Raw genomic sequence first — 25,620 nt, forward strand, 5'->3', positions numbered from 1 at the left:
CCTTTGTTTCAACAATTTAATAGGGGGAAGTTTGCTGAAATCAGCAAACTTCCTAAAACGATTATTTTTCTGCTTTCTTAACTTCTTTCAAGTCTTTGTTTTCACGACGATAGATCGTAGTGAAATCAAGCAATTCTTGCTCGACAGCTGGAGTCAATTGATCCTCTGTCATACGCCATGACCAGTTGCCACCAAGAGTTGATGGGAAGTTCATCCGAGCAGAACCATCCAATTCGAGCAAGTCTTGCATAGTAGCAATCGCCATGAAGCTGACGGAAGCAAAGACTGTACGAAGCATCGCATGCGGTACAGATTCGTACTCTTTCCGGTTCGTATAACGAGCAAGGTACTCACGAGTTGGATCGTCGATTTCATTGCGGTACCATCCAAGAACTGTGTTGTTATCATGTGTTCCTGTATACATCACAGAATTGTTTGGTGCCAAGTGAGGGCTATCGATACTTTCATCGTCCGGATTGAAGGCAAATTGAAGAATCTTCATTCCTGGGAAGCCAGTGCGTTCACGAAGTTCGATGACTTCATCCGTCATAAAGCCAAGGTCCTCAGCGATGATGTTCAAATCACCGAGCTCTTCCTTCACAGCTGCAAAGAGTTTGTAGCCAGGACCTTTCACCCATTTACCTGGTGCTGCTGTACCTGATCCAGCAGGGATTTCCCAGTAAGACTCAAAACCACGGAAGTGGTCGATCCGCACGATGTCGTAGATCTTGAAGCTTTCACGCAAGCGTTCAATCCACCATTGGTAGCCATCTTTGTCCATTGCTTCCCAGTCATAGATTGGGTTCCCCCAAAGTTGACCAGTTGCTGAGAATTCATCTGGCGGGCATCCTGCGATGCAAGTCGCTTTCCCGTTTTTATCTGTTTTGAAGAGATGAGGGTTCGCCCACATGTCACTTGAATCTTCCGCTACATAGATTGGCATATCTCCCACAATTTCAATGTGGTGGTCATTGGCATAAGCTTTCAAGGCCAACCATTGTTGGAAGAAGAAGAATTGAGTCACACGATGGTAAGTCAATTGATCCGCCAATTCTTCACGGTATTGAGCCAAAGCTTTTGGTTCACGTGCACGAATAGCTGCATCTGGCCATTCTGTCCAGGCTTTTAAATCAAAGTGTTCTTTGATAGCCATGTATTCTGCGAAGAGTTCCAACCAAGAAGCATTGGCTTCGCAAAAGGCTTGGAATTCTTTTTGATCACCTGATTTCAAGAAGTTCGCAACGGCTTTTTCAAGTAGCGGACGACGTTGTTCGAAAACCTTTGCATAATCCACTTGAGTAGGATCTTGACCAAAGTCCACTCCTTTAAGGTCTGCTTCTGTCAACAAACCTTGCTCGATCAAACGATCGAAATCAATAAAATGAGTGTTCCCAGCAAAAGCTGAGAAAGATTGGTATGGAGAATCTCCATAACTAGTTGTACCAAGCGGCAAGATTTGCCAGTAACGTTGCTTGGTCCGAACGAGGAAATCAACAAAATCATATGCTGATTGACCGAATGATCCGATCCCGTATTGTCCAGGAAGGGAAGAAATGTGCATCAAAACACCACTTTGACGTTTTTTCATGGGTTACCACCTTTTTTTATTTCTTTGAAGCCTGCGATTCGGTGCACGGTATGGGTATCGTTGCAGAGTCGTATCCAGCTCTCAAGCGGCTCTACTCTTTGTTAAAAATCGAACAGGCGCAACTCAGTTTACGCAATTTTTGCGAAAACGTTTGCGTACCATGTTATTATAAACTTTTTCCCTATTTTCTGCAAGGGATTTCTTAAAAACTTTTTTAACTTTTTTCAGAATGTCCTCACCCCCTTAGTGTATTCTTTCCTTTGGCTAATGTCAACAAATTTGATGCATTTTATAGAAGAAAGTTCGGAATTAAAATATTTTTAAAAAAATTGTTTAAAACTACTTGCAAACGTTTTCGCCTTGTGATATACTTAAGACGTTTTAGGAAAACGTTTGTCTAAAACGGTTTCTAATTATTATCTTTTTTTATTCTTTAGGAGGAATAAATCATGAAACGTACAATTTTACGTAGTGCTGCTGTACTTGGTACAGTTGGTTTTGCCGGCTTCTTACTTGCTGCTTGTAGCAATAACTCATCAGGTTCTTCTGAGGCAAGTAAAGAAATCAACGTCTATGTAGACAAAGGCTACAAATCTTATGTTGAAGAAGCTGCAAAAGCTTTTGAAAAAGAAAATGGCGTAAAAATTAACATCAAGACTGGTGATGCTCTTGGTGGATTGGATAACCTTTCTCTTGATAACCAATCTAAAAAAGCTCCAGACGTAATGATGGCTCCATACGACCGTGTAGGTGGTCTTGGTAGCGATGGTCAATTGGCTGAAGTGACATTAAACAAAGATAGCCATACAGATAAAACAACTGAAGCTCTTGTAACAAACGGTGGTAAAGTTTACGGTGCACCTGCTGTCATCGAAACATTGGTTCTCTACTATAACAAAGATCTTGTAAGCGAAGCTCCAAAAACATTTGGTGATCTTGAAAATCTTGCAAAAGATAGCAAGTACGACTTCGCTAGCGAACCTGGTAAAACAACTGCCTTCTTAGCTGACTGGACAAACTTCTACTACACTTACGGTTTACTTTCAGGTAACGGCGGTTATGTGTTTGGTAAAGACGGTACAGATCCTAAAGATATTGGATTGAACAACCAAGGTTCTATCGATGGTATCGAATATGCAAAAACTTGGTATGCTAAATGGCCAAAAGGTTTGCAAGATACAAAAGCTGCTGCTAACTTCATCCAAACACAATTCCAAGAAGGTAAAACAGCTGCTATCATCGATGGTCCTTGGAAAGCTGCTTCATTGAAAGAAGCTAAAGTAAACTACGGTGTCGCAACGATTCCAACTCTTCCAAACGGAAAACAATACTCTGCCTTTGGTGGTGGTAAAGCTTGGGTTATCCCTGCAGGTGCGAAAAACCTTGATGGCGCTCAAAAATTCATTGACTTCTTGACAAGTACTGACCAACAAAAAGCTTTGTTTGACAAGACCAATGAAGTTCCTGCCAACACAGAAGCTCGTAAATATGCGGTTAGCAAAAACGATGAATTGACAACTGCCGTTGTTGATCAATTCAAGAATGCTCAACCAATGCCAAATATCTCAGAAATGAGTGCTGTTTGGGATCCAGCTGCTACTATGCTTTTCGATGCTGTAAGTGGTAAAAAATCTGCAAAAGCATCTGCTGACGATGCAGTGAAATTGATTAAAGAAACCATCGAACAAAAATTCGGTAGCAAATAAGACAGTTTTTAGGTGTGAGTAAGAGGTTGGAGACAAAGTCCCAACCTCTTATGTTCAATTTTCAAGCACAACTTACTGTCTGACTTGTCTTCTTGCTCTCTAGCAAGGACATTATAAGGAGATTTGAATGACTACAGAACAAAACCCTAAAAAGGCTATGTGGCTCTCTTTGATCCCGGGTCTTGGGCAAATTTATAACAAACAAAAAACCAAAGGCTATATTTTTCTTGCCGTAACCATTCTCTTTCTCGCCTATTTCCTAGGAATTGGAGCTGGAGAATTAGCGAAATTGGTTACACTTGGAACCGTCCGTGGACAAGATAATTCTCTCTTTATCTTGATTCGTGGCGCCTTCCACTTGATCATCACTGTTGTTTACTTCCTATTTTATGCCTTAAATATTAAGGATGCTGGAACAGTTGCTAAACGTATCAACAATGGCATCGCCGTTCCAAAAACCTTGAAAGAAATGGTTCAAGCCATCTATGAAAATGGCTTCCCATATTTATTGATTATTCCTTCATACATTGCTATGACCTTTGCGATTATCTTCCCAGTTTTAGTAACTTTGATGATCGCCTTTACCAACTACGACTTCAAACATACCGCTCCAACAACCTTGCTTGATTGGATCGGGTTCCAAAACTTCACTAATATGTGGACCTTGAGTACCTTCCGCTCAGCCTTTACATCGGTTCTTGGCTGGACCTTGATTTGGGCCCTCGCAGCTTCTACTCTTCAAATCGTACTCGGTATCTTGACCGCTATTGTTGCAAACCAACCATTCGTAAAAGGAAAACGAATCTTTGGGGTTATCTTTCTGCTTCCTTGGGCTGTTCCAGCCTTCATCACGATCCTTACATTCTCAAATATGTTTAACGATAGTGTCGGTGCTATCAATGCACAAGTTATCCCATTGTTTGCGAAGATCTTCCCATTCTTAGATGGCGTTTTGATTCCTTGGAAAACAGATCCTACCTGGACAAAAATTGCTTTGATTATGATGCAAGGTTGGCTCGGCTTCCCTTACATCTACGTCTTGACTTTAGGGATTCTTCAATCTATTCCAAACGATCTTTACGAAGCTGCTTATATTGATGGTGCCAACGGTTGGCAAAAATTCCGCAGCATCACTTTCCCAATGATTATGGCTGTTGCAGCTCCAACTTTGATCAGTCAATATACCTTCAACTTTAATAACTTCTCCATCATTTACTTGTTTAACGATGGGGGACCTGGTTCTGTCGGAGGAAACGCCGGATCTACAGATATCTTGATCTCATGGATCTACAAGTTGACAACCAATTCTTCTCCTCAATATTCAATGGCTGCAGCGGTAACCTTGATTATCTCTGTGATTGTGATCTCAATCTCTATGGTTGCCTTCAAGAAACTACATGCATTTGATATGGAGGATGTATAAAATGAAAAATTCAGTTCAATTTAAACGCCGCCTCAATCATTTCTTGACTTACCTGTACATGGTGGTTCTTTCAATCGTTATCATTTATCCATTGTTGATTACGGTTCTATCAGCCTTCAAATCAGGGAATGTCAGTGCCTTTACACTTGATTTTAGTGGCAATCTTAGTTTTGATAACTTCTCAAAACTTTTCTCTGAAACCCATTATGGCACTTGGTATATGAACACCTTGGTTATCGCCATTATCACCATGATTGTACAAACAAGTATCGTTACCTTCGCAGGTTACGCATACAGCCGTTACAATTTCTTGGCGCGTAAACAAAGTTTGGTCTTCTTCTTGATTATTCAAATGGTCCCAACCATGGCAGCCCTCACAGCCTTCTTCGTTATGGCTTTGATGCTGAATGCCTTGAACCAACCTTGGTTCTTGATCTTCCTTTATGTTGGTGGTGGTATTCCAATGAATGCCTGGTTGATGAAGGGATACTTTGATACTGTTCCAATTTCCCTCGATGAATCTGCGAAATTGGATGGAGCTGGACACTTCCGTCGCTTCTGGCAAATCGTCCTTCCTCTTGTTCGTCCAATGATTGCCGTTCAAGCACTTTGGGCTTTCATGGGGCCTTTCGGAGACTATATCTTGTCTAAATTCTTGCTTCGTGACGAAGTGAACTATACGGTAGCCGTTGGTCTTCAAACCTTTATCAGTGACCAAAAAAATCAAAAAATCGCCTTCTTTGCAGCCGGTGCTATTTTGATCGCGGTTCCAATCTGTATCTTATTCTTCTTCCTACAAAAGAACTTTGTTTCAGGCTTGACAGCTGGTGGAGATAAAGGATAAAATAGAATCTTATTTCAAGCACATTTTATTTTTAAGTTGAGGGTAGTATGGTGGATGCTTTACTACCCTTCGTTAAGAATAAAATCAATCAAAGAGACTCCTCTTTGCATCTCTGATTCTCTTATGTTTAGAAAGGTCATCTCATGCCCTATCCTTTTAATTATTTCGCAAGTATCTTCAATTTCCGCTCTTCTTTTGCAAACCGCAAAAAACTGAGCTGGTTCCAAATGATTTTTACTTCTTTCTTTCTAATCTCTATCACACTATTACCTGTGGCTCTGCAAAATGCTCAACTCAAAACCTATCCTTTGACAACCTTTGTCAGCGATGTGTTTGATCCTTTATCAACAGACGTTATGAAAGATATCCAAGAACACGTCGTGATCAAAGACCAAGAGCTCACCTATACAGGGACTAACCCTGTACACAAGACTTCAAAAGGACAGGTTATCTTAGGCCAAGAGGCAAAGGCTAGTGAAGGCAAGGAGTTAACACTCCATTTTGATCGCAAACAATTGATTATCTCAAAAGAGAATAAAGAACTCGCTACCGTCTCATACCAGGCTATCAATCAAGAGAGCCTCCGGGATAAAAAAAGCTTCACTCAAGCTATCTCTAGCGATTGGTTCCGCGACAATCGACTCCCTGTCAGTCTCTTTCTCGTGATTTTCTCTGGCTTCTTGTCGACAGTCAATTATTTGATTCTCATCCTAGGGGCATCTTTCTTCCTCTACTTGACACGAAAATCTCGACTCTTTTCACTACAAACTTTCAAGGAATGTTTCAATTGTATTCTGAATTGCTTGGGACTCCCTATTTTACTGAGTGTCTTCATCAGTTTACTATTCCATCAAGTATTTACTACGACGATCATGATCCAAAATGTCTTATTTGTACTCTATCTTGCTATGGTATTTTATAAGACCCACTTCCGTGATCCAGACTATCACCGCTAGGAGGTTTTCTCATGCGTGTTACCATCAAAGATGTGGCGAAACTCGCTGGCGTCGCGCCTTCAACTGTCACGCGCGTCATCCAAAACAAATCCACGATTAGTGATGAAACAAAAAAACGTGTCCGTGAGGCCATGGTCGAATTGGACTACCATCCCAATCTTAATGCTCGCAGCCTTGTCAGCCAATCTAGTCAAGTCATTGCTTTGGTCCTACCAATCGACAGTGACGTCTTCTACCAGAATCCTTTCTTCCCAACTGTTTTAAGAGGGATTACCCAGATCGCGTCAGACAATGATTATGCCATCCAAATCTGTACGGGGCAAAATGAAGAACGGCGGCTCGACAACCTCAAACAACTCATCTACGGAAATCGTGTAGATGGTTTGATTTTCCTTTATTCCAACCCGAATGATCCCCTCGTTGAATTTGCGATCAAAGACAAGTTCCCCTTCCTCATTCTCGGAAAGGCAGCTTCACCTTTTGTATCGCTAGTGGATAATGATAATATCAAGGCTGCATTTGATGCGACGGATTATTTCATTCAACAAAACTACCGAAAAATTGCTTTTATCGGGGGAAACAAAGAACTGTTCGTATCTCAAGACCGCTACGAAGGTTATAAAGAAGCCCTCCAAAAAGCAGGGATTCCTCTCGATGAAAAACTGGTTCATTTCTCATTTGGGTTTATGTTGGAAGACAATTCTTATCAAATGATGGAGAGCCTTCCCCTAGCAGAGTTAGATGCCATCATGACAACCGATATTCTCGTTGCTGAAGGGGTGCGCCAATACCTATTAGAACACCAGCTGACAATCCCGATTATTTCCTTTGATTCGATCAAACCACGACTCGATATTGAAGCCTATATTGACATCAATGCGGTGGAACTCGGACGTGAATCTGTTCGGACGATTCTACAAATTATCAAAGATCACAAAGAAGGAAAAACCGTTTGCTACCGTCAATTGATTGACCATACCATTACGAAACTCTAGGAGTCTTTATGTCTACATTTACTGCTTATTTAGATGACCAAGACCTGATTCGTATCCAAAAGGGAGAGGAGCATATCCTTCCTTTTTATTTGAAAACGAACCAAGGTCATCTTGCCTTAATCCCTGTCAAAACGTCAAGTGCAGCGACTGACACAGGAGACTATTTCTTAAGCCCTATTCCACTTGAACTCGGAGAAGAGTACACCATCTACGATGCTACTGGAAATTCTTCTATACTCCACTATCGAAACATCGTTCGCAAACCCATTTTCGATCAAACCTTCACCTATAGTGGAGAAGATCTAGGAAGTTTCTACACACCACGTCAGACGCAATTTAAATTCTGGGCACCGATTTCGCAAGATGTGAGTCTCCATATCGAAGATCAGGTCTATCCGATGAATCGTACAGAAAACGGTGGCTGGGAAGTCTTGCTCAAAGGGGATTGGGAAGGAGCTGCCTACCACTATGAATTTCGTGTCAATGGCCTAGAACGCCGGATTCATGATCCTTATGCTCTATCCTCTTTAGCGAACTCTGGAGATAGCTTGGTCATCGACCGGAAGAAAATCACACGTCCTATCAGGCGTGCCACTCGTCAATTAGATCCGACAGAAGCAATCATCTACGAGATGAGCGTTCGGGATTTCTCTGTCCAAAAAGAGGCTGGCTTTAAGCACCCTGGTAAGTTTAAAGGCTTGACAGAGTCGCCCCAACTAAATAGTGAGGTTCTTGGATTTGATTACCTTCAAAAACTGGGCATTACCCATGTACAGTTACTTCCTGTCTATGATTTCGGTAGTGTCGATGAAGAGGATCAATGGAAAGCCTACAACTGGGGCTATGATCCTGTTCAATACAATGTTCCAGAAGGCAGCTATGCGAGTGATCCTAACGATCCTTATGCACGAATCCTAGAGCTCCAAGACACCATTGACACCTATCACCGGGCCAATCTGAGTGTCATCATGGATGTAGTCTACAATCACGTCTACCAAGCAGATGAGTACGCTTTTGAACAGATCGTTCCTGGTTATTTCTACCGCTATAATGCAGAGGGAGAGCGGACCAATGGAACCTTCTGCGGAAATGACGTGGCAAGTGAGCGCTCCATGGTGAGACAGTATATCAAGCAATCTCTCAAACAATGGGTTTCCCTCTACGGCTTTGATGGTTTCCGCTTTGATTTGATGGGAATCCTAGACATTCAAACCATGACAGAGATTGCAGAAGAACTCCGTGAAATCTATCCTAACATCTATCTCTATGGGGAAGGGTGGAAGATGGATACAGGCCTCTCTGAAGATCAGCTCGCTCACCAATATAATTCGAAACGATTACCAGCCTTTGGCTTTTTCAGTGATAACTTCCGGGATACGATCAAGAGAACACTTGTAGCTGGTCACCGTCGTGAGAGTCAACATCCTGCGAATGATTTTGCGAACATTCTAACGGCGAATGTCGGGAAGCTAGGGCCTGCTCATTTCACCCAACCTCAACAAGCCATTCAGTACGTCGAATGCCATGACAATGCAACTGTTTTTGATTATTTCCAACTTGAAAAGGAAGAGATTCGTCTAGAAGATCGAAAAGCTCTCTCACGATTAGCTCTTCATTTGGTACTATTATCTCAAGGAGTGCCGTTTATCCATGCCGGCCAAGAATTTTATCGCACAAAAGAGCTCGAAGATAACACCTATAACTTACCAGATAGTCTCAACCAATTGGACTGGACATCCCTTTCAAAATGCCAAGAAGAAATTGCTTTTCTTGAAGAATTGATTGCTTATCGGAAATCACAGCCACTCCTTCGTTTGAAAAAAGGGCAAGAGATTCGCGACTACTGTGATGTCAAATGGTTGTCTGATCATCATTTGATCTACACGATTGAGAAAGATCGTGAAAAAATAACGATTCTCGTCAATATCGGTGATCAAGAACAGACCTATCAACATCCGAGCGATAGTCAGCTGCTATTTGCCTATCCTCATGCCAACCTACAAGCGCCTATTCCTAAAGGCAAGGAACTTTCTATTCCTGCCCATAGTTGGCTCCTTCTCCACGAAACTGAATCAACAAAATAAAGGTCACCACAATGTGGTGACCTTTATTTTTATTCTTCTGTTTCCACAAAGCGTCCAATGATATGAACGTTTTCTGAAATGGTGATAAAAGCCTGAGGATCAGCTTTTTTCATAATATATTTGAATTCATTAAACTCTGCACGCGTAATAACTGTCAGCAGAACCGCTTTTTCCTGATGGTTATAGGTTCCTTCTGCATTGTGGATAATGGTCGCTCCACGATGCAATTTTTTATGAATCTTTTCAATAATGGCATCTGGTTGGCTCGTTACGATCATTGCCTGCATCCGTTTTTGCTTGGTAAAGACAGCATCCGTTACTCGACTCGATACGAAGATGGTAATCATAGAGTAAAGAGCATACTTCCAACCAAAGGTCAGACCAGCAATCAACATGATGGTCCCATTGACCAAAAAGGAGATACTGCCGACATTCTTTCCTGTCCGTTTTCGAATCGTCAAACTAACAATATCCGTTCCTCCACTGGAAATGTTGTTCCGAAGAGCAAAACCAATCCCTGTTCCCATGACAACCCCACCAAATAGGGCATTCATGATCGGATCGTTGGTCAACGTAATCACTGGCACGAACTGAATAAAGAGGGAACTCATCGAAACCGTAATAAAGGTAAAGATGGTAAATTTATGGCCAATTTGATACCAAGCCACAATCATCAAAGGGATATTGATGGCATAAAAGGTCAAGGAAACGGGAATCGTAAAGCCAATAAAGCGTTGGCTCAGAACAGATAAAATCTGAGCTAGACCTGTTGCACCGCTGGAGTATACATGTCCTGGTTGAAAGAAGAAGTTGACGGCAATCGCTGATAGAAAACCATACAGCAAGGAAGCTGACACTTTTTCATCGTATTTCTCACGGGAGATGCTCTTCAGCACGCGCAATAATTTAATGTTATAAGCTAGTCGCCGCACATGATAGCGAAATAGCTTATGAAAGCGAATTTTTTTCATTTTCAATCCATCGATTAGAAGAAAAAGGAAAATCTTAGAGCAACTGATTCCTAGACTCTCCCTTTTCTCTCTTGTCCTATTCTTGCTCTGCTACTTCTACTTGAAGATCTAACTCATCCAATTGCTTTTCAGAAACGACAGAAGGAGCTTGTGTCATTGGATCTGTCGCCTTGTTATTCTTAGGAAAGGCAATGACTTCCCGAATATTATCTTCACCTGCAAGAAGCATCACGAAGCGGTCCAAACCAATTGCCAATCCTCCATGTGGTGGGAAACCATAATCCATTGCTTCCAACAAGAAACCAAATTGTTCATTGGCAGCTTCTTTTGTAAATCCAAGTGCCTTAAACATCCGTTCTTGTAAATCTTTATGATTAATCCGTAGGCTTCCTCCACCTAATTCATAGCCATTTAAGACGATATCATAGGCAATTGCTCGAACTTTTGAAAGATCTCCTTCCAATTCATGCTCTGTTTCAGCTTGTGGGAGTGTAAATGGATGGTGAGCAGACATATAACGGCCTTCTTCTTCAGACCATTCAAACATTGGCCAATCCACTACCCAAAGGAAGTTGTATTGATTGTTGTCAATCAAGTCAAGCTCTTTCGCAAGACGAACACGCAAAGCACCAAGCGTTGCATTGGCTACTTCAAGAGTATCTGCTACAAAGAGAACTAGATCTTTGTCTTCTAACTGTAAAGCAGCTGTCAAGTCACTTGTCAAGTCTGTCAAGAACTTCGCAACAGGACCGTTCAAAGTACCCTCAGCATATTTCACCCAAGCAAGACCTTTTGCACCGTATTGCTTCGCAACTTCTGTCAATTTATCGATGTCTTTACGAGAGTAATGATCCGCTGCACCTTTGACAACAATCGCCTTAACTGCTGGAGCTTCTGAGAAGACTTTGAAATCTACACCCTTGACAAGTTCTGTCAAGTCTTGGAGCAACATGTCAAAACGTGTATCTGGTTTATCTGAACCATACAAGGCCATAGCATCATCATAATTCATCCGTGGGAATGGGAGTGTTACTTCAATTCCCTTAGTTTCTTTCATGACACGTGCAATCAAGCCTTCTGTGATATCCTGGATTTCTTGATCACTCAAGAAAGAAGTTTCCAAGTCGACCTGTGTAAACTCAGGTTGACGGTCTCCCCGTAAATCCTCATCTCGGAAACACTTCACGATTTGATAATAGCGATCAAAACCGGCATTCATCAACAATTGTTTTGTAATCTGAGGACTTTGTGGAAGGGCATAGAAATGACCCTTATTGACACGGGAAGGAACCAAGTAGTCACGTGCTCCTTCTGGAGTTGACTTAGAAAGAAACGGCGTTTCCACATCAATAAATTCTAATTCATCTAAGTAATTGCGAATCGAATGGGTTACTTTTGCACGGAGTTTGAGATTTTCCAACATCTCAGGACGACGAAGGTCTAAGTAGCGGTAACGAAGACGGGTATCATCATTGGCCTCAATCCCATCCTTGATTTCAAATGGTGTTGTTTTAGCAGTATTAAGAACCGTAATAGCCTCTACCTTGAGTTCTACTGCTCCAGTTGGCAAGTTCGGATTAGCTTGTTCACGAGCTTCCACAAGACCTGTCACTTCTACAACATATTCACTGCGGATGCTTTCAGCTGTGGCCATCACTTCTGCACTAACTGTTTCTGGATTGATCACCAATTGCATGATTCCTTCGCGGTCGCGTAGATCGATAAAGATCAAACCACCCAAGTCACGACGACGGCTAACCCATCCTTTCAAGGTAATATGAGTTCCAATGTGTTCTTCACGAACACGTCCAGCATACATTGAACGTTTCATTTCTAATTAATCTCCAAACTAATATTCTTCCTTCTATTTTACCATAAAGACCAGCAGAAAGTGGCCTTTAGCTCAACTTTTTCAGTTACCAACTTCTTTAGTTATCGTGGCCAACTTCTTCCTTCTTTTTGGGATCATCGTAGAGAGTGGGGGCTATCACCTTCATTAAAGTCGCTGTCCCAAATCTCAAGACAGCTGCTGCTAGTCCAAAAATAGGGGATAAGTAACGGAAAAAGAAATCTCCCCTAAGTGCGTAGGTCATGCCACCCACAATAAAAAAGATAACAATCCCCTGAACAATTGCGTAAAACCAAATTTTTTTCACACTACTTCTCCTTTTCACATGCTAGCTGACTTATCCACTGTTTTTCATCACTTATCCACAGAAATGTGGATAACTTTTACCTATTTTCCCCTTAAAAGAGGAAGGTTCATCAGCATCAGGACCTGTTTTCATCCATTTACAAGTAAGTTTCCCACAGCCTGTGGATAACTATCTTGCTTACTTGTGACTTTCCGTCCCTTTCCTCACAAATCAAGGAGCCAGGATTCGATCCTGCCCCCTTTGATCAAGCATTATTTAAATTCGTCTGGTGTTCCTTTATATTGGGCCCAATCTTTACTGAAGAAGCGATCATTTAGATGGTAAGTTGGTGCTTTTTCAGCCTTTGTGACAAAGGGATTGACCGCTTTATCAAAGGCTAGCCAACCATTCCATCCCATATGAATCGTGTCTTCCATAAAGTAGGGCTGATCACCATCTTTAGAAAAGTCTGCAATATTAGTGAAACCTTGACTTTCTAATTGGTAACGAATCTTTTGAACAGCCTGTTCATACTTTTCTTGACTCAAGCCTGTGTATTTCATCCATTTGGCATTGACTGGAGGAATGACAAAGATGACATTGGTCCGAGATTTAGCAAACTGGTCTAGAACCAATTGCAAGTCATTGTACTCTGGAGATTGAACATAGGATTCGTTCTTTTGGAAACCTTTTAGTTTCTTCAACTTCATTTTTAAACGAGTATTGTAAAAATGATTGCTGATTCCAAGGTCGTTATTATTGGTTTTGACTTTTGCTTCAGCCGTTGCAATTTCCTCCAATTTCTCATATGAGAATTGGTCTGGCAAATCTTGTAGACGTTTTTTGACCTTCTTATCGTAATTCCCGTTTGTACGCGTTGCAAGATTACTAAACAAGGCATCTTCGCGCTGAACCAGATGGGAAACAAACTGGTTTAAAGACTGATCAAATCCTGAAATTTTCTTTCCTTGAGAAATATTCGTTACAACACTTTGAAAGGCGACATTTGGATACTGTTGTAACAGACGCTTTGCAGCATACTGGGATGCAGCATCCTGTTGGTGATTGGCAATAAAGCTATTCAACTGATCGCTATTAAAGAATTGTTGAAAGGCAGAGGAATCATAGCCCTTCTTGGTGAACCATTGCGGAGAAACTACATAAACAGCTGTATTGTCCTTGAGTTCTGGCAAAATCTGTTGCATCCCAAAATACTGGTTCAAAGAAGCCGCACCACGTTCTCCTAAAAAGTAGGGTCTATAATTGCGGTCATATTTTTCAGCCAAAACTGCTGGATGCACCACATCAAAGCGCAACCATTCACTGGAGCCGAAATAAGGGACAAAGCGATGCTGTGGATCAGAAAGCGCTTCTTGCTTCTTTGTACGGCTCTTGAATCCTTCTGCATTCAGACTAACCGCAGCTTTTTTCTCTTCGGTATAGTTGTGCTTATGATTGATTGGATAAAAGAATAATAAAGCTGTTACCATGAGGAGCGCGCAAAATACGGGCCCTAAAATCAGCCACAAACGCTTAAGCATTCTGAAGCTCCGTTACACCTTCTACGATCTTGTTCGCAGTATTCCAATCATCACGTCCAAATTCAGATACAGGAACACGGATGCCAAAGCGATTTTCCAGTTCTACAATCAATTCGACTGTTCCCATACTATCAAGGACACCCGCATCAAAGAGATCCTCATCCATCATGTCTGAGACATCTTCCATAAACAATTCGTCAATAATTTCAATTACTTGTGATTTTACATCCATTTTTCTATTCTCCTTTTATTTCAATTTTGGAAACCATTGTTGATCCAAGAATCCTGAGAAAATCAGGAAGGACAGCATCACTGTGTTAAAGGTGATAAAGATCCCTAAAGCTTTGGTCCAACGATTGTCCGGTATAGGATCCAATCCTTTTGCTTTTCTTTCTTTATTGATGGTCTTTTTCTTACGAATCCAAGCATCATTGATGACCAGTCCAAGCCCATGGAAGAGCCCATAAGCGATGTAGTACCAGGTCACCCCGTGCCAGAAGCCCATGACCAACATATTGATAATGTAGGCAACATTTGAGGTGGTAATCCTGCTCTTGAACACTTTATTGCGCATCAGTACCATTACGAGACGCATAAAGACAAAATCACGGAACCAGAAAGATAAACTCATATGCCAGCGATTCCAGAATTCCTTTAAATCACGTGATTTAAAAGGACGGTCAAAGTTGATGGGACTTTTAATCCCCATCAAATTGGAAGCTGCTAAAGCAAACATGGAATAGCCCGCAAAGTCAAAGAAGAGGTCAAAGCCATAAACATACATGACTCCCAGCGTTCCGATATTGAAGAATCCACCTTGAGACAAGGCATAGGTCTGCACATGACCTAACAATAAGTGGCCAAAAATATGAGCTAGGATAAATTTATAAAGGAAGCCATACATGATATACTTAACAGCTTGCTCCAACATATCCAATAATTCTTCATGCTCAGGAATAGCGTTATAATCCTCATTAAAACGCTTGAAACGATCAATCGGCCCACTTGAGAAGGTCGGCATAAAGAGCATAAAGCGTAAGAATTCCCAGAGTGTGAATTCTTTCAAGACACCATCTCGCATTTCGATGATCATTCCGACAGCCCGGAAGGTTAAATACGAAATCCCTAAAAATCCAAACAAGGATTGGTGCCCATTCTTGATTGCTGGCTCTACCTTAACAAAGATCAGGGGCAAGACAGACAAGAAGGAATGAAGATAGAAAATCCACTTGTTGTCCGCTTTCTGACGATAGATCTTGTAGGAATACACAATCAAGATTTGCCAGACTACGTAAAAGAGCAGGGCATAAATTTGCTTGAGATTTGAACCTGTCAGCATCAAAATGATAAAGATCAGACTCACCAGTCCTTCATAGATCGGAAATCTCTTTTTGAAAAAGAGGCCCACAAAGATCGGCAAAAAAGCTAGAATGAGGTAGATAAAATAGATCGGTGTTCCATAGTGTTCTAAATGAGGGAGCTGTTTCAAAAACTCGATCATCGGTTGTTAACCTCGCTAATCAACCCTTTGATGTCGATTTTCCCGTTTGGTGTTAATGGCAGGCTGTCACGATAGAGGAATTTTGAAGGCATCATATAAGACATCATGATGTTTTCTAAATCTTCCTTAATGGCTTTCGTGATATCAATTTCGCGCTCAAATTGTTCTTTGACGCCCTCTTTTAAGATGACATAGGCCAAGAGATTTTGGACCTTGTGATCTTTATTATAACGCGGTACAGCGACTGCTGAGTCAATATACTTCGATTTGTTCAAGTTTTGAGAGACATCCTCTAGCTCGATACGATAACCGTTAAACTTGATTTGGAAGTCCATCCGTCCACCATAGAGAAGGAGACCTTCATCCGTCATGGTTCCGACATCTCCCGTATGGTAGGCTGGAAGGCCTTCAAATTCGAAGAAGGCTTCTGCTGTTTTCTCTGGATTATTCATATAACCTTTTGAAACGGCTGGGCCAGATACGATGATCTCCCCTTGCTCACCATTTGGCAATTTGTTTCCTGCCTCATCAATAATGAAGGTTGGAGAATCTTCTTTGGTATAACCAATTGGTAGACGTTTCAAAGTCGCTAACATCTCATCTGTTACGGCTACAGCCGAAAGAGCTACAGTTGCTTCTGTTGGCCCGTAAGCATTGATGATACGCGCATTTGGGAAACGCTCGCGCAATTTTTGAGCGGTTTTAACGGTCAACTCTTCTCCATCAAAGTAGAAATGGGTGATTCCTGGCATCTTTTCAGCATTGAAATCTTCAGACAACATGGCCATATCTGCAAAAGATGGTGTTGAAGTCCAGATAGCAATCGGAAGAGAAAAGATCGTCGCAAAGAGTTGTTTGAAGTCTTGAGTAATGGCTGATGGAAGAGCAAAAAGCGTTCCTCCAAGAGCTAAGGTCGGTGCCCAATACATGACAGACAAATCAAAGGAATAGGGTGGTTGCGCCAACATTTGCGGACGCTCTGGCGTTGCAAATTCCTTGTCCGTAATCATCCAGTTGGTAAAGCTGAGTAAGTTATCGTGCGAAATTTGCACCCCTTTTGGTTTCCCAGTTGTCCCTGAGGTAAAGATGATGTAGTAGTTATCATCCCCTTTGACCGGATGTTGCAAGTCATACGCATTCTGAGCCGCATAAGCTTCACGCACTTGCTCCAAGGACATGATTGGAGCAGCTGGGTTTTCCAATGGAAATTCATTGATGGCAATAATCAAGCTTGGCTCTGCTACTTCAACAATGGCAGACACGCGCTCCAAGGCAGAGTGACTATCAATTGGGATATAGGCATGACCAGATTTTGTCAAGGCCACAAAGGTTGCCAACATTTCATATTCTTGTCCACCAAAGACCACAACAGGTGACTTTTCAGGAAGTCCCATTTGGTCAATGTGGGCAGCCAAGCTATCTGAATCAGCCTTCAATTGGCCATAGGTATGCTCCTCACCAAGGACATTGTAGACAGGATAGTCTGGTTGTAGTTGCGCATAACGTTCAATTGTCTCGATCATATCAGTAATTGGTTGGTTTGACACGGCTAGGAGTCTCCTTTTCTAAAATTCGTTGTAGATAAAGCCACCCTGACCTTGACCAAGGTAACTAAAGAAATAAAGTAGGGCTAGGAAAATGGCAAAATACAAGACCGTCTGCCCGATAAATTTATAAAGTGTTTTATGTTTCATAAGTTTCACTCTTCATTTTGATTGTTATTCACTATTTTACCATTTTTTATACCAAGTAAGCAATTTTAAACATAGTGAGAATGTCGTAGAAAACGTTATCATTTCAGATCATTCAAGCCGTTTAACGATAGCATTTTTCTTTAATCAGTTTTCTGGTTGAAATCCTATTCTATCTCACAGTCCCCTGATGAATCAACTCCAGACACTTGTCCAGATCCACATCTCTCTCGAAATGGCTAGGTGTCCAAGGAATCTCTATATCGGGTAGAACACCCTGATCCGTCATTCCTTTCCCTTGATCCACGCTTAAACAGCGAGAAGTGGGAAACATTAAACAAAAATTATCATAATCAACCGTACAACAATTAGAGTAGTCTAGAATTCCGAGAGTTGGTCGACCCACCACCGTTACCTTCTTAAACTGCTTCATCATCTGAACAAAGTTATCCCCAGATGAAGCACAATAAATATCTGATAAGATAAAGATTTGTTCAGGATAGTGGCCACCTCTAACCTCTGGGAAGAATTCCTCGCTTTCTTCCTTATATGCCACATAGCCTTTTCCCCTATGGCGGAGCAAATCCTCTTTCATATCTTCAAGCAGCTTAACTGTTTCAGGACTAATTTCTTCCTGTTGCATCCAGTTCTCAAAATCTTTCAAGCGCAGGTCAACATTACGTTCCGTGTAGAGAATTTCCATGCCATCATCATCCCAGTCAAGCGAATCATAGCCCTGATCCTTTTCTAAGCCTAGATGTAATAGAGGGAAATATAAAGAATCTGTCCCCCCACTGTTACGTCTCACATCAATGAGAAGAAACTTGACTTCCGTCATCATCGGTAAACACTCTTGATATAAACGACCCAAAGATCCTTCATCCATAAAGTTATCTAGACGAAGATAAAGAATCTCATCGTCTAATCGTTTCCAAAAGATATGATCTTGGATCGATTCTCGACTGGGTACTACTTTAATGGTCTTTTCTACCCCTTCTCGAAGCAGGGTGACACTCGTTGACTGAGAGACCAAATCTGCCCATTCTCGGTAGTGTCTTTCAGGGGTCTTGCTGATAAAATAGTCTTTATGAAGAGAAGCTATCTGATCCAAGTCACTTCCATCCAGAGCTAGGATTTGATCTCCTACTTGAAGACCCGTATCTTCATTAGCTTCCTCAACATACAGTTTCTGTCCATTTATTCTCAAAAGAAACCCTTTTTGACTGGCCTTTTTATCTCGAAAGGAAACATGCCCGATCACCCCAAAACTAGCTAGGTAAGTCTTCACTTGATAGAGAAAGGCATCATCTGTCATATCATCTGTAATGTTTTCTCGAAAAGGCTCTGGATCGCATCCTTTTCGATCCTTGATGGTAGATGAATCATGGGTCATAATAGAGACGACATCTTCAAAAATAGCAGTCTTTTTCATAAAGGATTCCTTCCATTTTTTAGAAACAGTATACCACTTTTTCTTAAAAAGTTCTTAAAACCCTAAAAAACTATCCTAAAGTAGGATAGCCGTTATAGATTCTTTCTTTTCTTCGCTTTCTTTGTCAGAGCGACATCACAATTTTCAATCTTGCTAATCAATAGATTGGCAAGGGCAAAATCATCGATGTTCGATTCCATATTTACCTCATAGTTCAAGGTCAGTTGTTCTCCAGCTTGGGCCGTTGTGACAGAAATAAAGTCAATTTCTGAACAACTTTGATCCAACAACTGGCTGATTTGTTCTGCAACAGAATCTTGTTTTGAGACAGTTATGGTCAAATGACGGCGCCGTTGATGGTCTGCCTTACTCTGTTTGTTCTCTAATACCAGCCACACTCCTAGTAAAGAAAGGGTTGATAAAATGGCCAATAAAAGATAGCCCGAACCTGCCGCTAGTCCTATAATCATGGCAAGAAAAATCGCAATCAACTCTCTAGAACCACTCGTAGCTGACCGGAAACGGATCAAACTAAAGGTCCCTGCCACTGCAATCGAGGTTCCCAAACTTCCATTGACCAAAAAGATCACTAAGGTCATCATACAAGGAAGCAAGGTCAAACTAATGACAAACTCTCGAGTGTAAAGTGTCCGGTATTTATAGGTCCAAGATAGGGCCAGCCCTAGAAAGAGGCTGACCAAAAGGGCCAGCAGTAAGCGCAAGGGATCCACTGTTGCTGTAGCATTATTAAAAATAGAATCAAATAGATTAGACATAGGCAGCACCTACCGTTTCTTGAACTGGTCTTGGGGCATAATCCAAGCCTTGTGATTTATGATAAGCACAGCTATATTTTGAAAATTTCTGTTTCACCAAACCATACTTCTCTAAAATATCCTTTAACCATTGAGGTTCTTGCCCAGGAGCCTTAATTTCCATGATCACGAAGTCATCCTCTAGTAGAGGTTCTCCTTTCTTCCCATCAAAAAGGCTAACAGCCTGGTCTCGAAAGACTAAGTTTTGATCGATTGTCACGCGAATCTTCTGATAAGGATAACCCTGAATGGATTTCTTTTCTTTGAGAGACAGACGATCATAGTAAATGAACATCCGTGGTTCCAATCGATGACCATAACGTTTGCGCAATCTCTGAATCTCTTGCACTAAGTCTGGATCTTGTATCTGATGATCTACTTTCCCATCTGTCATCAAGTTGATAATGGCTTGCGAAGTGGCGACTAGACGGAATTTATGGCCAATTCCTTCTTCATCTTTTGACTTCACCTCTAGAAATACTGGACTGTCTGCTTGAGGTTTTTCTATATATGTCCGCATCCGAATTTTTTCACGGCGGTGTTGTTTGGCAAGAGCATCTTGAATGACATCAAAATTTTCCGTATCAAAATAAATTTTTGAAATGGTTGAGGTTGGGTAATTATCTTCTACGACGTATTCTTTTAAGTCTTTGATCAAGTCCTTCACGTCATCTTTTGCGACGATATATTTTGTTTCGATTCGTTTGAAACTTGTCTCAATTGTTTTTTTCATGTTTCTTCTCCTTTAAGGGGGATCTATTGTTTCTAACCTTCGGTAAGTATGAATACGACTTACGTGCTTTCTAGTTTAATGGGACTTTCTTAACTGGTCATTAAGCCAAACTTAAAGAAAACTAAAGTTAAGGTTCCTTTCAGAAAAACTTTAGGAAACTTTCAGCTAGCAACTTTAGACTAGGAGCATATCAATTGAACGAGAGGAAAAGCTCATGAAATCAAACAAATGGAAATTTTTATTAACGGGGGCCGCAACCCTCACCTTACTGACAGCTTGCACCCAGGCGTCATCACAATCAGCTACAAAAAGCAATACTGCACAAACAACCGCTACTTCTACTTCAAAAAATAAAACAAACAATTCCAACTATTTTACAGATAAGGACAAGGACAGCTCTTATGATGAAAGCAAAGCCTCTACTGTAAAACTGTCTGGTTCGTCTGCAAGTGTATCAGGTGACGGCGTAGCTGTATCTGGATCAACTGTGACCATCTCAAAGCCTGGAACCTATGTCATCTCTGGTGAATCCGATGGGGTTCAAATCAAGGTCGAAGCGGGTGACTCAGACGATGTCACATCGTCTTGAAAGGCGTTACCATGACCAACACCAACGCGCTAATTTCTGCTACGAAAGCAGGTCATGTCTACCTTACCCTAGCAGATGGCACGATCAATACCTTGTCTGATTCAAGTTCAAATAATGATGAAGATGCCGATGCAGTGATCTTCTCTAAAGGCGACCTCACCATCAATGGTTCAGGTACGCTCAACATTGATGCCAAGAAGAACAATGGTATCAAGGCTAATGACACTCTCCATATCACAGGTGGAACCTATAAGATCACGGCTGTAGGAGATGCCTTCAACGTCAATGACGAACTCAATATCACTGGTACGACCATGACCATCGATGCAGATGAAGATGCAGTCAAGGTGGATAATGATGAAGATACTTCGGTCGGAACCATGTATCTTTCAGACAACAAAATGACCATCACCGCAGGAGACGATGGAATCCATGCTTCTGGTGATCTGATCATCGATAGCGGAACCTACAAGGTAACCGATTCTGTCGAAGGTCTAGAAGGAAAATCGATCACCATCAACGGTGGAGATATCACCATCTATGCAACCGATGACGGTGTCAATGCGGCCAATGCCAATGCTAACCAAGATGAAATTTTCTTCACTATGAATGGTGGAACCCTCAACGTTGAAGTTGGCCAAGGTGATACCGATCCAATTGATTCGAATGGAAATATCACTGTTACCGGAGGAACCATTAAATTAACGGGACAATCTGGATTCGACTTTGATGGTACTGCTACCTACACTGGCGGAGACATCTATATCAACGGTGAAAAACAAACGGAAATTGTCAACTCCATGCCTGGAGGCGGTGGGGCTCCAGGTGGTGGCGGACCTCAAGGCGGTGGACCTGGAGGTGGGCATCCATAATAACAAATAAAGGCAGGATTTCTTCCTGACCTTTTTTTGTTACCCTTTTTATGATAGAATAGAAAATCAATCAGCTTATCGAAAGGAACATGATGAAAAAACAAACACTCCCTCTTTTCTTCACACTGTTGCTGTCTCTTCTTTTTCTATCAGCCTGTATGCCGGACCTTAAGATCAACTTTAAAAAAGTACCCACTACTACCAGCTCAAAAAAGAAAACCTTTAAAAAAAGTAGCTCGAGTCGTTCTAGCCTCCCGAGTCGCTCAACCAGTTCAAATAGCTCAAGCAACTCCTCTAGCTCTCCCTCAACTACTACGGAAACCACTTCTGACATCGTCACAACCGAAGGACTCCCTAGAAATGCTCAAGAAGCTCCAAAAGATAAGATTTATGCAACAGGGAACCTAAAAGTAGCTTACTCTAGAAATGACGATACTATTTTTGCCCAGACGCCGGATTATGAAGGGTATACCACTGCCCTTGTCCAAAAGATCCTTGGGAATCCAGAGAAACAAATAACAGACCCTGCTTATATTGCTGAATCTTTTGAAAATACCGAATTAGAAAATATTAAAGGGCTCTACCACGAGGGGAAAATCACAGGGGAACAAGCTCACGCCTTTTTGATGGGAGCTGTTGATCTCAAACAAGCTTCTAAATCCGGAGTAGACTATACCATTTACACCTATAAAAACAACACCATCCAACTGGTCTTTGAAAACGACCAACTTCTCTATATTACTCCAAATCCTGATGTCGTCTTCTTTAAATAATAAACATTCTCGCTTAAACAAGCGAGAATTTTTGTTTCACATGAAATAAAAAACTCCCAACACATTCTGTTGGGAGTTCCTGAAGATTAGTCCTCTTCATATTTTTTTGGATTATAGAACCACATTCCGAGTCCTGCAAAAAGGACAATAGTCATCAGAAGGAAGGCCACTTGATTTCCAATTTCTCCTGTCATCGAAATCGTTTGACGAAGACCAGAAACGGTATAACTCATTGGCAAGAATGGATGAATGGCTTGGAAAAAGCCATTTGTCAAAGCAAGAGGATAGGTTCCTGCACTAGAAGCCAATTGCAAGAGCAAGAGGATCAAGGAAAGGAAAGCACCGATCTTTCTTTGCCATGTTGTCAAAGCAGTCACGATAGACATGAAGGCCACACTACCAATCACACAAAGGAAGAGAGTAGCCATCTCATGATTAGCTGATAAACCAATCAAGTGAACGGCACCATAGACCAAGACTCCTGCAATCACCGCAATCGTTCCGTTGACCTCAAAGCGAGATTTAAACCATGCCCAGCGACTTTCAGGATGACTGCCGGATGGTAGTTTTGCAAAGATCATGTTGGTTGACAAGGCACAAACAAAGAGAGCTACCGAGATCATATAAGGAGCCATTCCGACACCATTCACAGGGGTATTGTCATGGTCTGTTTTAGACAAAGTGACAGGATCTGCTAAGGTTTTAGCGTTTTCTTTTTCAGTTGTAGCCACATTCAATTGTCCCTTAGCATCGTTTAATCCTTGACTCAAGGTTTGGCTTCCTGTTGCTAATTCACCTAAACCATTTGTCAATGTTTGGCCACCTGCTGCTAATTTGCTGGACCCATCTGAGATTTGATTTGCACCGTCGGCTAGTTTATCAGCACCAGTCACCAATTGACCTGATTTTTCTGTCAACTGATTGACACCAGTGACAAGTTTGTTGACACCACCTGCCAACTCTGGAGTCTTGCTGTTCAATTGTCCTACACCGTCAGCTAATTTTCCAGCACCAGCAACCAATTCACCCGACTTACCTGTTAATTGGGTCGCTCCTGAAGCCAGTTGATTCATACCTGATGTCAAGGCAGGCATCTTCCCATTTAACTCACCTAGACCAGAAGCCAATTGATTGCTTCCTGCAAGTAATTCTGATGATTTACTATCTAGTTGACCAACACCTGCTGCTAACTGACTAGCCCCATTTGTTAAAGTACTGCTATTCGTCTGAAGTTGGGTTGCTCCATTAGCGATTTTATCGACACCAGCTGTATAAGCGCTGATCCCTTGACTGATGGTTTGACTAGCTGGCAACAATTGTCCACTAACTGCGGATTGGATCTTAGACAAGCCACTTGACAAGTCTGTCAAGGTAGAAGAAGCTGTCGGTAAAACTTGATTGGCTGCCGTTTGCAGTTGTGTCAAGCTATTTCCTGTATTCAAACTACCTTGGATCGTTTGAATCGTAGTCAAGATTCCTTGAGCCGCCGTTTCACTCGAGCTTGGGCTCGATGAGATTGCCGCATTGATTTCCGCTTGTTGGTCAGCTGTCATTGCTTGATAGGCTGCTGTTCCTTGCACACTTGCAAGGGCATTTGCACGATCCGCTTGGGCTGAAGCAAGGATTGATTGAGCTGAATTCGCAATACTCGTCAATCCAGACGAAAGTTGACTGGTATCTACTGTAGCATTTTGAATCGCTGCATTTAATTGGTTTAAACCAGCTGCCAATTGATCAATCTGAGCAGATTGACTTGTAGAAGCTTGTAGCTGGCTTGATAATGTTTGAATACCTGATTCTAATTGAGAAACCCCATTTCGAAGGGTAGCAGATTGACTACTTAATTGACCCGCTCCTTCTGATAAAGTAGCGACTCCATTTGTATAGGTTGCTAAACCATTTGAAAAGTTAGATAGGCCCGAATTCAATTGACGCACGCCATTGGTATAATTCCCAAGACCATCATTGAGGGTCCCCATACCGCTGGTTAATTGACCAACTCCTGAGGCCAACTGAGGGGTTTGACTCGCCATTTGATTGAGACCATTTCCTAATCGATCCACTCCGGTAGCGTAAGCCATCAAGCCTGTATTAAAAGTACCAAACCCATTATTTAATTGATTGACACCAGATACCAAGTTTGGAAGTTGACCAGCCATTTGATTGAGACCATTTCCTAATTGACCAACACCATCTGTATAGGCTGCTAGACCTGTACGAAGAGTGGTTGCACCATCTGAAAATGCTAAGCTTGAACGAGCCAATGTATTCAAATTAGTAGACAGTGTTTGACCACCATCTTCCAATTTACTTGCACCATCTGCTAATTTAGCACTTCCATCTGCCGCTGTCCCCATACCAGTTTTAAGCGATCCCATTTTAGAAAATAAAGCTGTTGTATAAGTATTGGTCACTTTTTCAGCCACTGACTGCTTCATTTTTGTCATCGCAGTGTCACTCATTTTTCCTGCGATAAAACTATGACCACTGGACGTTTGGTAATCAATGGTCATCTGTTCCGGATGATTGGTTAAGATGGAGCTAGCTTTTTTTGAAAGATCCTCAGGCAGGGTTACAATCATATAATAATCGCCATTTTTGAGACCATCTTTCGCAGCTTTCTCATCTACAAAATGAAAATCAAGTGAGTCATTGTCCTTCAAATTGGACACCATGTCTTTTCCAATTTCCATCTTTTGTCCATTATATGTAGCAGATTGATCCTTATTGACAACCGCTACAGGAAGATCCGAAACCTTTCCATATGGATCCCACATGGAAGATAGAAAAATAATATTATAAAGAGCTGGAATCAACGCAACTCCAATCATGACAATGATAAATGTTGGCTTTTTAAGAACAGCCTTCCATTCTTTCATCATATTTTTTGTCTCCTTTTTATACACATTGTCTAAATTTCTGATATAATAGATTATACAGTTTTTAGAAATTTTCACAAGTAGAAAATCTT

Annotated in this window: 20 protein-coding genes and 1 pseudogene; 8 read left to right on the forward strand and 13 right to left on the reverse strand. The window is 41.5% G+C overall.

Going from position 1 to position 25,620, the window contains the following annotated elements:
- Nucleotides 1–61: 61 nt before the first annotated feature.
- Nucleotides 62–1,588 (reverse strand): 4-alpha-glucanotransferase, encoded by a 1,527-nt coding sequence (gene malQ / locus TZ97_RS08380; RefSeq protein ID WP_045760037.1) that lies wholly within the window; start codon nt 1,586–1,588, stop codon nt 62–64.
- Between the two features lie 449 nt (nt 1,589–2,037).
- Between malQ and TZ97_RS08385 the strand changes: the two genes are divergently transcribed.
- The 6 genes from TZ97_RS08385 (at nt 2,038) to pulA (ending at nt 9,596) form a co-directional block, all read left to right on the forward strand.
- Nucleotides 2,038–3,294 (forward strand): extracellular solute-binding protein, encoded by a 1,257-nt coding sequence (locus tag TZ97_RS08385; protein ID WP_023919928.1) that lies wholly within the window; start codon nt 2,038–2,040, stop codon nt 3,292–3,294.
- A gap of 127 nt (nt 3,295–3,421) precedes the next feature.
- Nucleotides 3,422–4,717, forward strand: a complete 1,296-nt coding sequence (locus TZ97_RS08390) for a sugar ABC transporter permease (RefSeq protein ID WP_023919930.1) — start codon at nt 3,422–3,424, stop codon at nt 4,715–4,717.
- Nucleotide 4,718: 1 nt separating this feature from the next.
- Nucleotides 4,719–5,561: a sugar ABC transporter permease gene (locus TZ97_RS08395; RefSeq protein WP_021154117.1), complete on the forward strand. Its 843-nt coding sequence runs from the start codon at nt 4,719–4,721 to the stop codon at nt 5,559–5,561.
- A gap of 143 nt (nt 5,562–5,704) precedes the next feature.
- Nucleotides 5,705–6,517 carry a DUF1189 family protein gene (locus tag TZ97_RS08400; protein ID WP_045760038.1) on the forward strand — a complete coding sequence of 271 codons (813 nt, stop codon included), beginning with the start codon at nt 5,705–5,707 and terminating at the stop codon, nt 6,515–6,517.
- An 11-nt stretch (nt 6,518–6,528) separates the two neighbouring features.
- Nucleotides 6,529–7,512 carry a LacI family DNA-binding transcriptional regulator gene (locus tag TZ97_RS08405; RefSeq protein WP_013904333.1) on the forward strand — a complete coding sequence of 328 codons (984 nt, stop codon included), beginning with the start codon at nt 6,529–6,531 and terminating at the stop codon, nt 7,510–7,512.
- A gap of 8 nt (nt 7,513–7,520) precedes the next feature.
- Nucleotides 7,521–9,596, forward strand: a complete 2,076-nt coding sequence (gene pulA, locus TZ97_RS08410; RefSeq protein ID WP_045760039.1) for a type I pullulanase — start codon at nt 7,521–7,523, stop codon at nt 9,594–9,596.
- A 29-nt stretch (nt 9,597–9,625) separates the two neighbouring features.
- Here the strand turns inward: pulA and TZ97_RS08415 are convergent, their stop codons facing one another.
- From TZ97_RS08415 to TZ97_RS08465, 11 genes are all read right to left on the reverse strand, one after another.
- Complete coding sequence (locus TZ97_RS08415) at nt 9,626–10,567, reverse strand: YitT family protein (protein ID WP_003009152.1); 942 nt, start codon at nt 10,565–10,567, stop codon at nt 9,626–9,628.
- Between the two features lie 76 nt (nt 10,568–10,643).
- Nucleotides 10,644–12,398 (reverse strand): aspartate--tRNA ligase, encoded by a 1,755-nt coding sequence (aspS, locus tag TZ97_RS08420; RefSeq protein ID WP_045760040.1) that lies wholly within the window; start codon nt 12,396–12,398, stop codon nt 10,644–10,646.
- Nucleotides 12,399–12,495: 97 nt separating this feature from the next.
- On the reverse strand, nt 12,496–12,723 hold the full coding sequence (locus TZ97_RS08425; protein WP_045760041.1) for a hypothetical protein: 228 nt from the start codon (nt 12,721–12,723) through the stop codon (nt 12,496–12,498).
- 251 nt (nt 12,724–12,974) lie between these two features.
- A complete protein-coding gene (gene dltD, locus TZ97_RS08430; protein WP_045760042.1) occupies nt 12,975–14,243 on the reverse strand; it encodes a D-alanyl-lipoteichoic acid biosynthesis protein DltD in 1,269 nt (422 codons plus the stop codon).
- A complete protein-coding gene (dltC, locus tag TZ97_RS08435) occupies nt 14,236–14,475 on the reverse strand; it encodes a D-alanine--poly(phosphoribitol) ligase subunit DltC (RefSeq protein ID WP_003002265.1) in 240 nt (79 codons plus the stop codon). Before dltC ends, dltD begins: the two co-directional genes overlap by 8 nt.
- A 15-nt stretch (nt 14,476–14,490) precedes the next feature.
- The gene (gene dltB / locus TZ97_RS08440; RefSeq protein ID WP_045760043.1) at nt 14,491–15,744 is read right to left on the reverse strand and encodes a D-alanyl-lipoteichoic acid biosynthesis protein DltB; all 1,254 of its coding nucleotides are present in this window, start codon (nt 15,742–15,744) and stop codon (nt 14,491–14,493) included.
- Nucleotides 15,741–17,291 carry a D-alanine--poly(phosphoribitol) ligase subunit DltA gene (dltA, locus tag TZ97_RS08445; RefSeq protein WP_003002048.1) on the reverse strand — a complete coding sequence of 517 codons (1,551 nt, stop codon included), beginning with the start codon at nt 17,289–17,291 and terminating at the stop codon, nt 15,741–15,743. The genes dltB and dltA overlap by 4 nt, the downstream gene beginning before the upstream one ends.
- 18 nt (nt 17,292–17,309) lie before the next feature.
- Nucleotides 17,310–17,438, reverse strand: coding sequence for a teichoic acid D-Ala incorporation-associated protein DltX (locus TZ97_RS08450; RefSeq protein ID WP_003002102.1), 129 nt, complete (start codon nt 17,436–17,438; stop codon nt 17,310–17,312).
- Between the two features lie 169 nt (nt 17,439–17,607).
- Nucleotides 17,608–18,867 (reverse strand): S41 family peptidase, encoded by a 1,260-nt coding sequence (locus TZ97_RS08455; RefSeq protein WP_045760044.1) that lies wholly within the window; start codon nt 18,865–18,867, stop codon nt 17,608–17,610.
- A 92-nt stretch (nt 18,868–18,959) separates the two neighbouring features.
- Nucleotides 18,960–19,643: a DUF4956 domain-containing protein gene (locus TZ97_RS08460; RefSeq protein WP_045760045.1), complete on the reverse strand. Its 684-nt coding sequence runs from the start codon at nt 19,641–19,643 to the stop codon at nt 18,960–18,962.
- Entirely contained in the window at nt 19,636–20,415 is a 780-nt protein-coding gene (locus TZ97_RS08465) for a polyphosphate polymerase domain-containing protein (RefSeq protein ID WP_045760046.1), read from the reverse strand. The genes TZ97_RS08460 and TZ97_RS08465 overlap by 8 nt, the downstream gene beginning before the upstream one ends.
- 214 nt (nt 20,416–20,629) lie before the next feature.
- On the opposite strand from TZ97_RS08465, the pseudogene TZ97_RS08470 reads away from it, so the two are divergent.
- Together TZ97_RS08470 and TZ97_RS08475 are read left to right on the forward strand one after the other, a co-directional pair.
- Nucleotides 20,630–21,876, forward strand: a pseudogene (locus TZ97_RS08470) (carbohydrate-binding domain-containing protein).
- Nucleotides 21,877–21,965: 89 nt separating this feature from the next.
- The gene (locus TZ97_RS08475) at nt 21,966–22,649 is read left to right on the forward strand and encodes a DUF4947 domain-containing protein (protein WP_052690161.1); all 684 of its coding nucleotides are present in this window, start codon (nt 21,966–21,968) and stop codon (nt 22,647–22,649) included.
- A gap of 86 nt (nt 22,650–22,735) precedes the next feature.
- Here the strand turns inward: TZ97_RS08475 and TZ97_RS08480 are convergent, their stop codons facing one another.
- Nucleotides 22,736–25,531, reverse strand: a complete 2,796-nt coding sequence (locus tag TZ97_RS08480) for a YhgE/Pip domain-containing protein (protein WP_045760048.1) — start codon at nt 25,529–25,531, stop codon at nt 22,736–22,738.
- Nucleotides 25,532–25,620: the final 89 nt, after the last annotated feature.

Source organism: Streptococcus parasanguinis, from assembly GCF_000963275.1.
In the GTDB taxonomy this organism is placed as follows: Bacteria; Bacillota; Bacilli; order Lactobacillales; family Streptococcaceae; genus Streptococcus; species Streptococcus parasanguinis_B.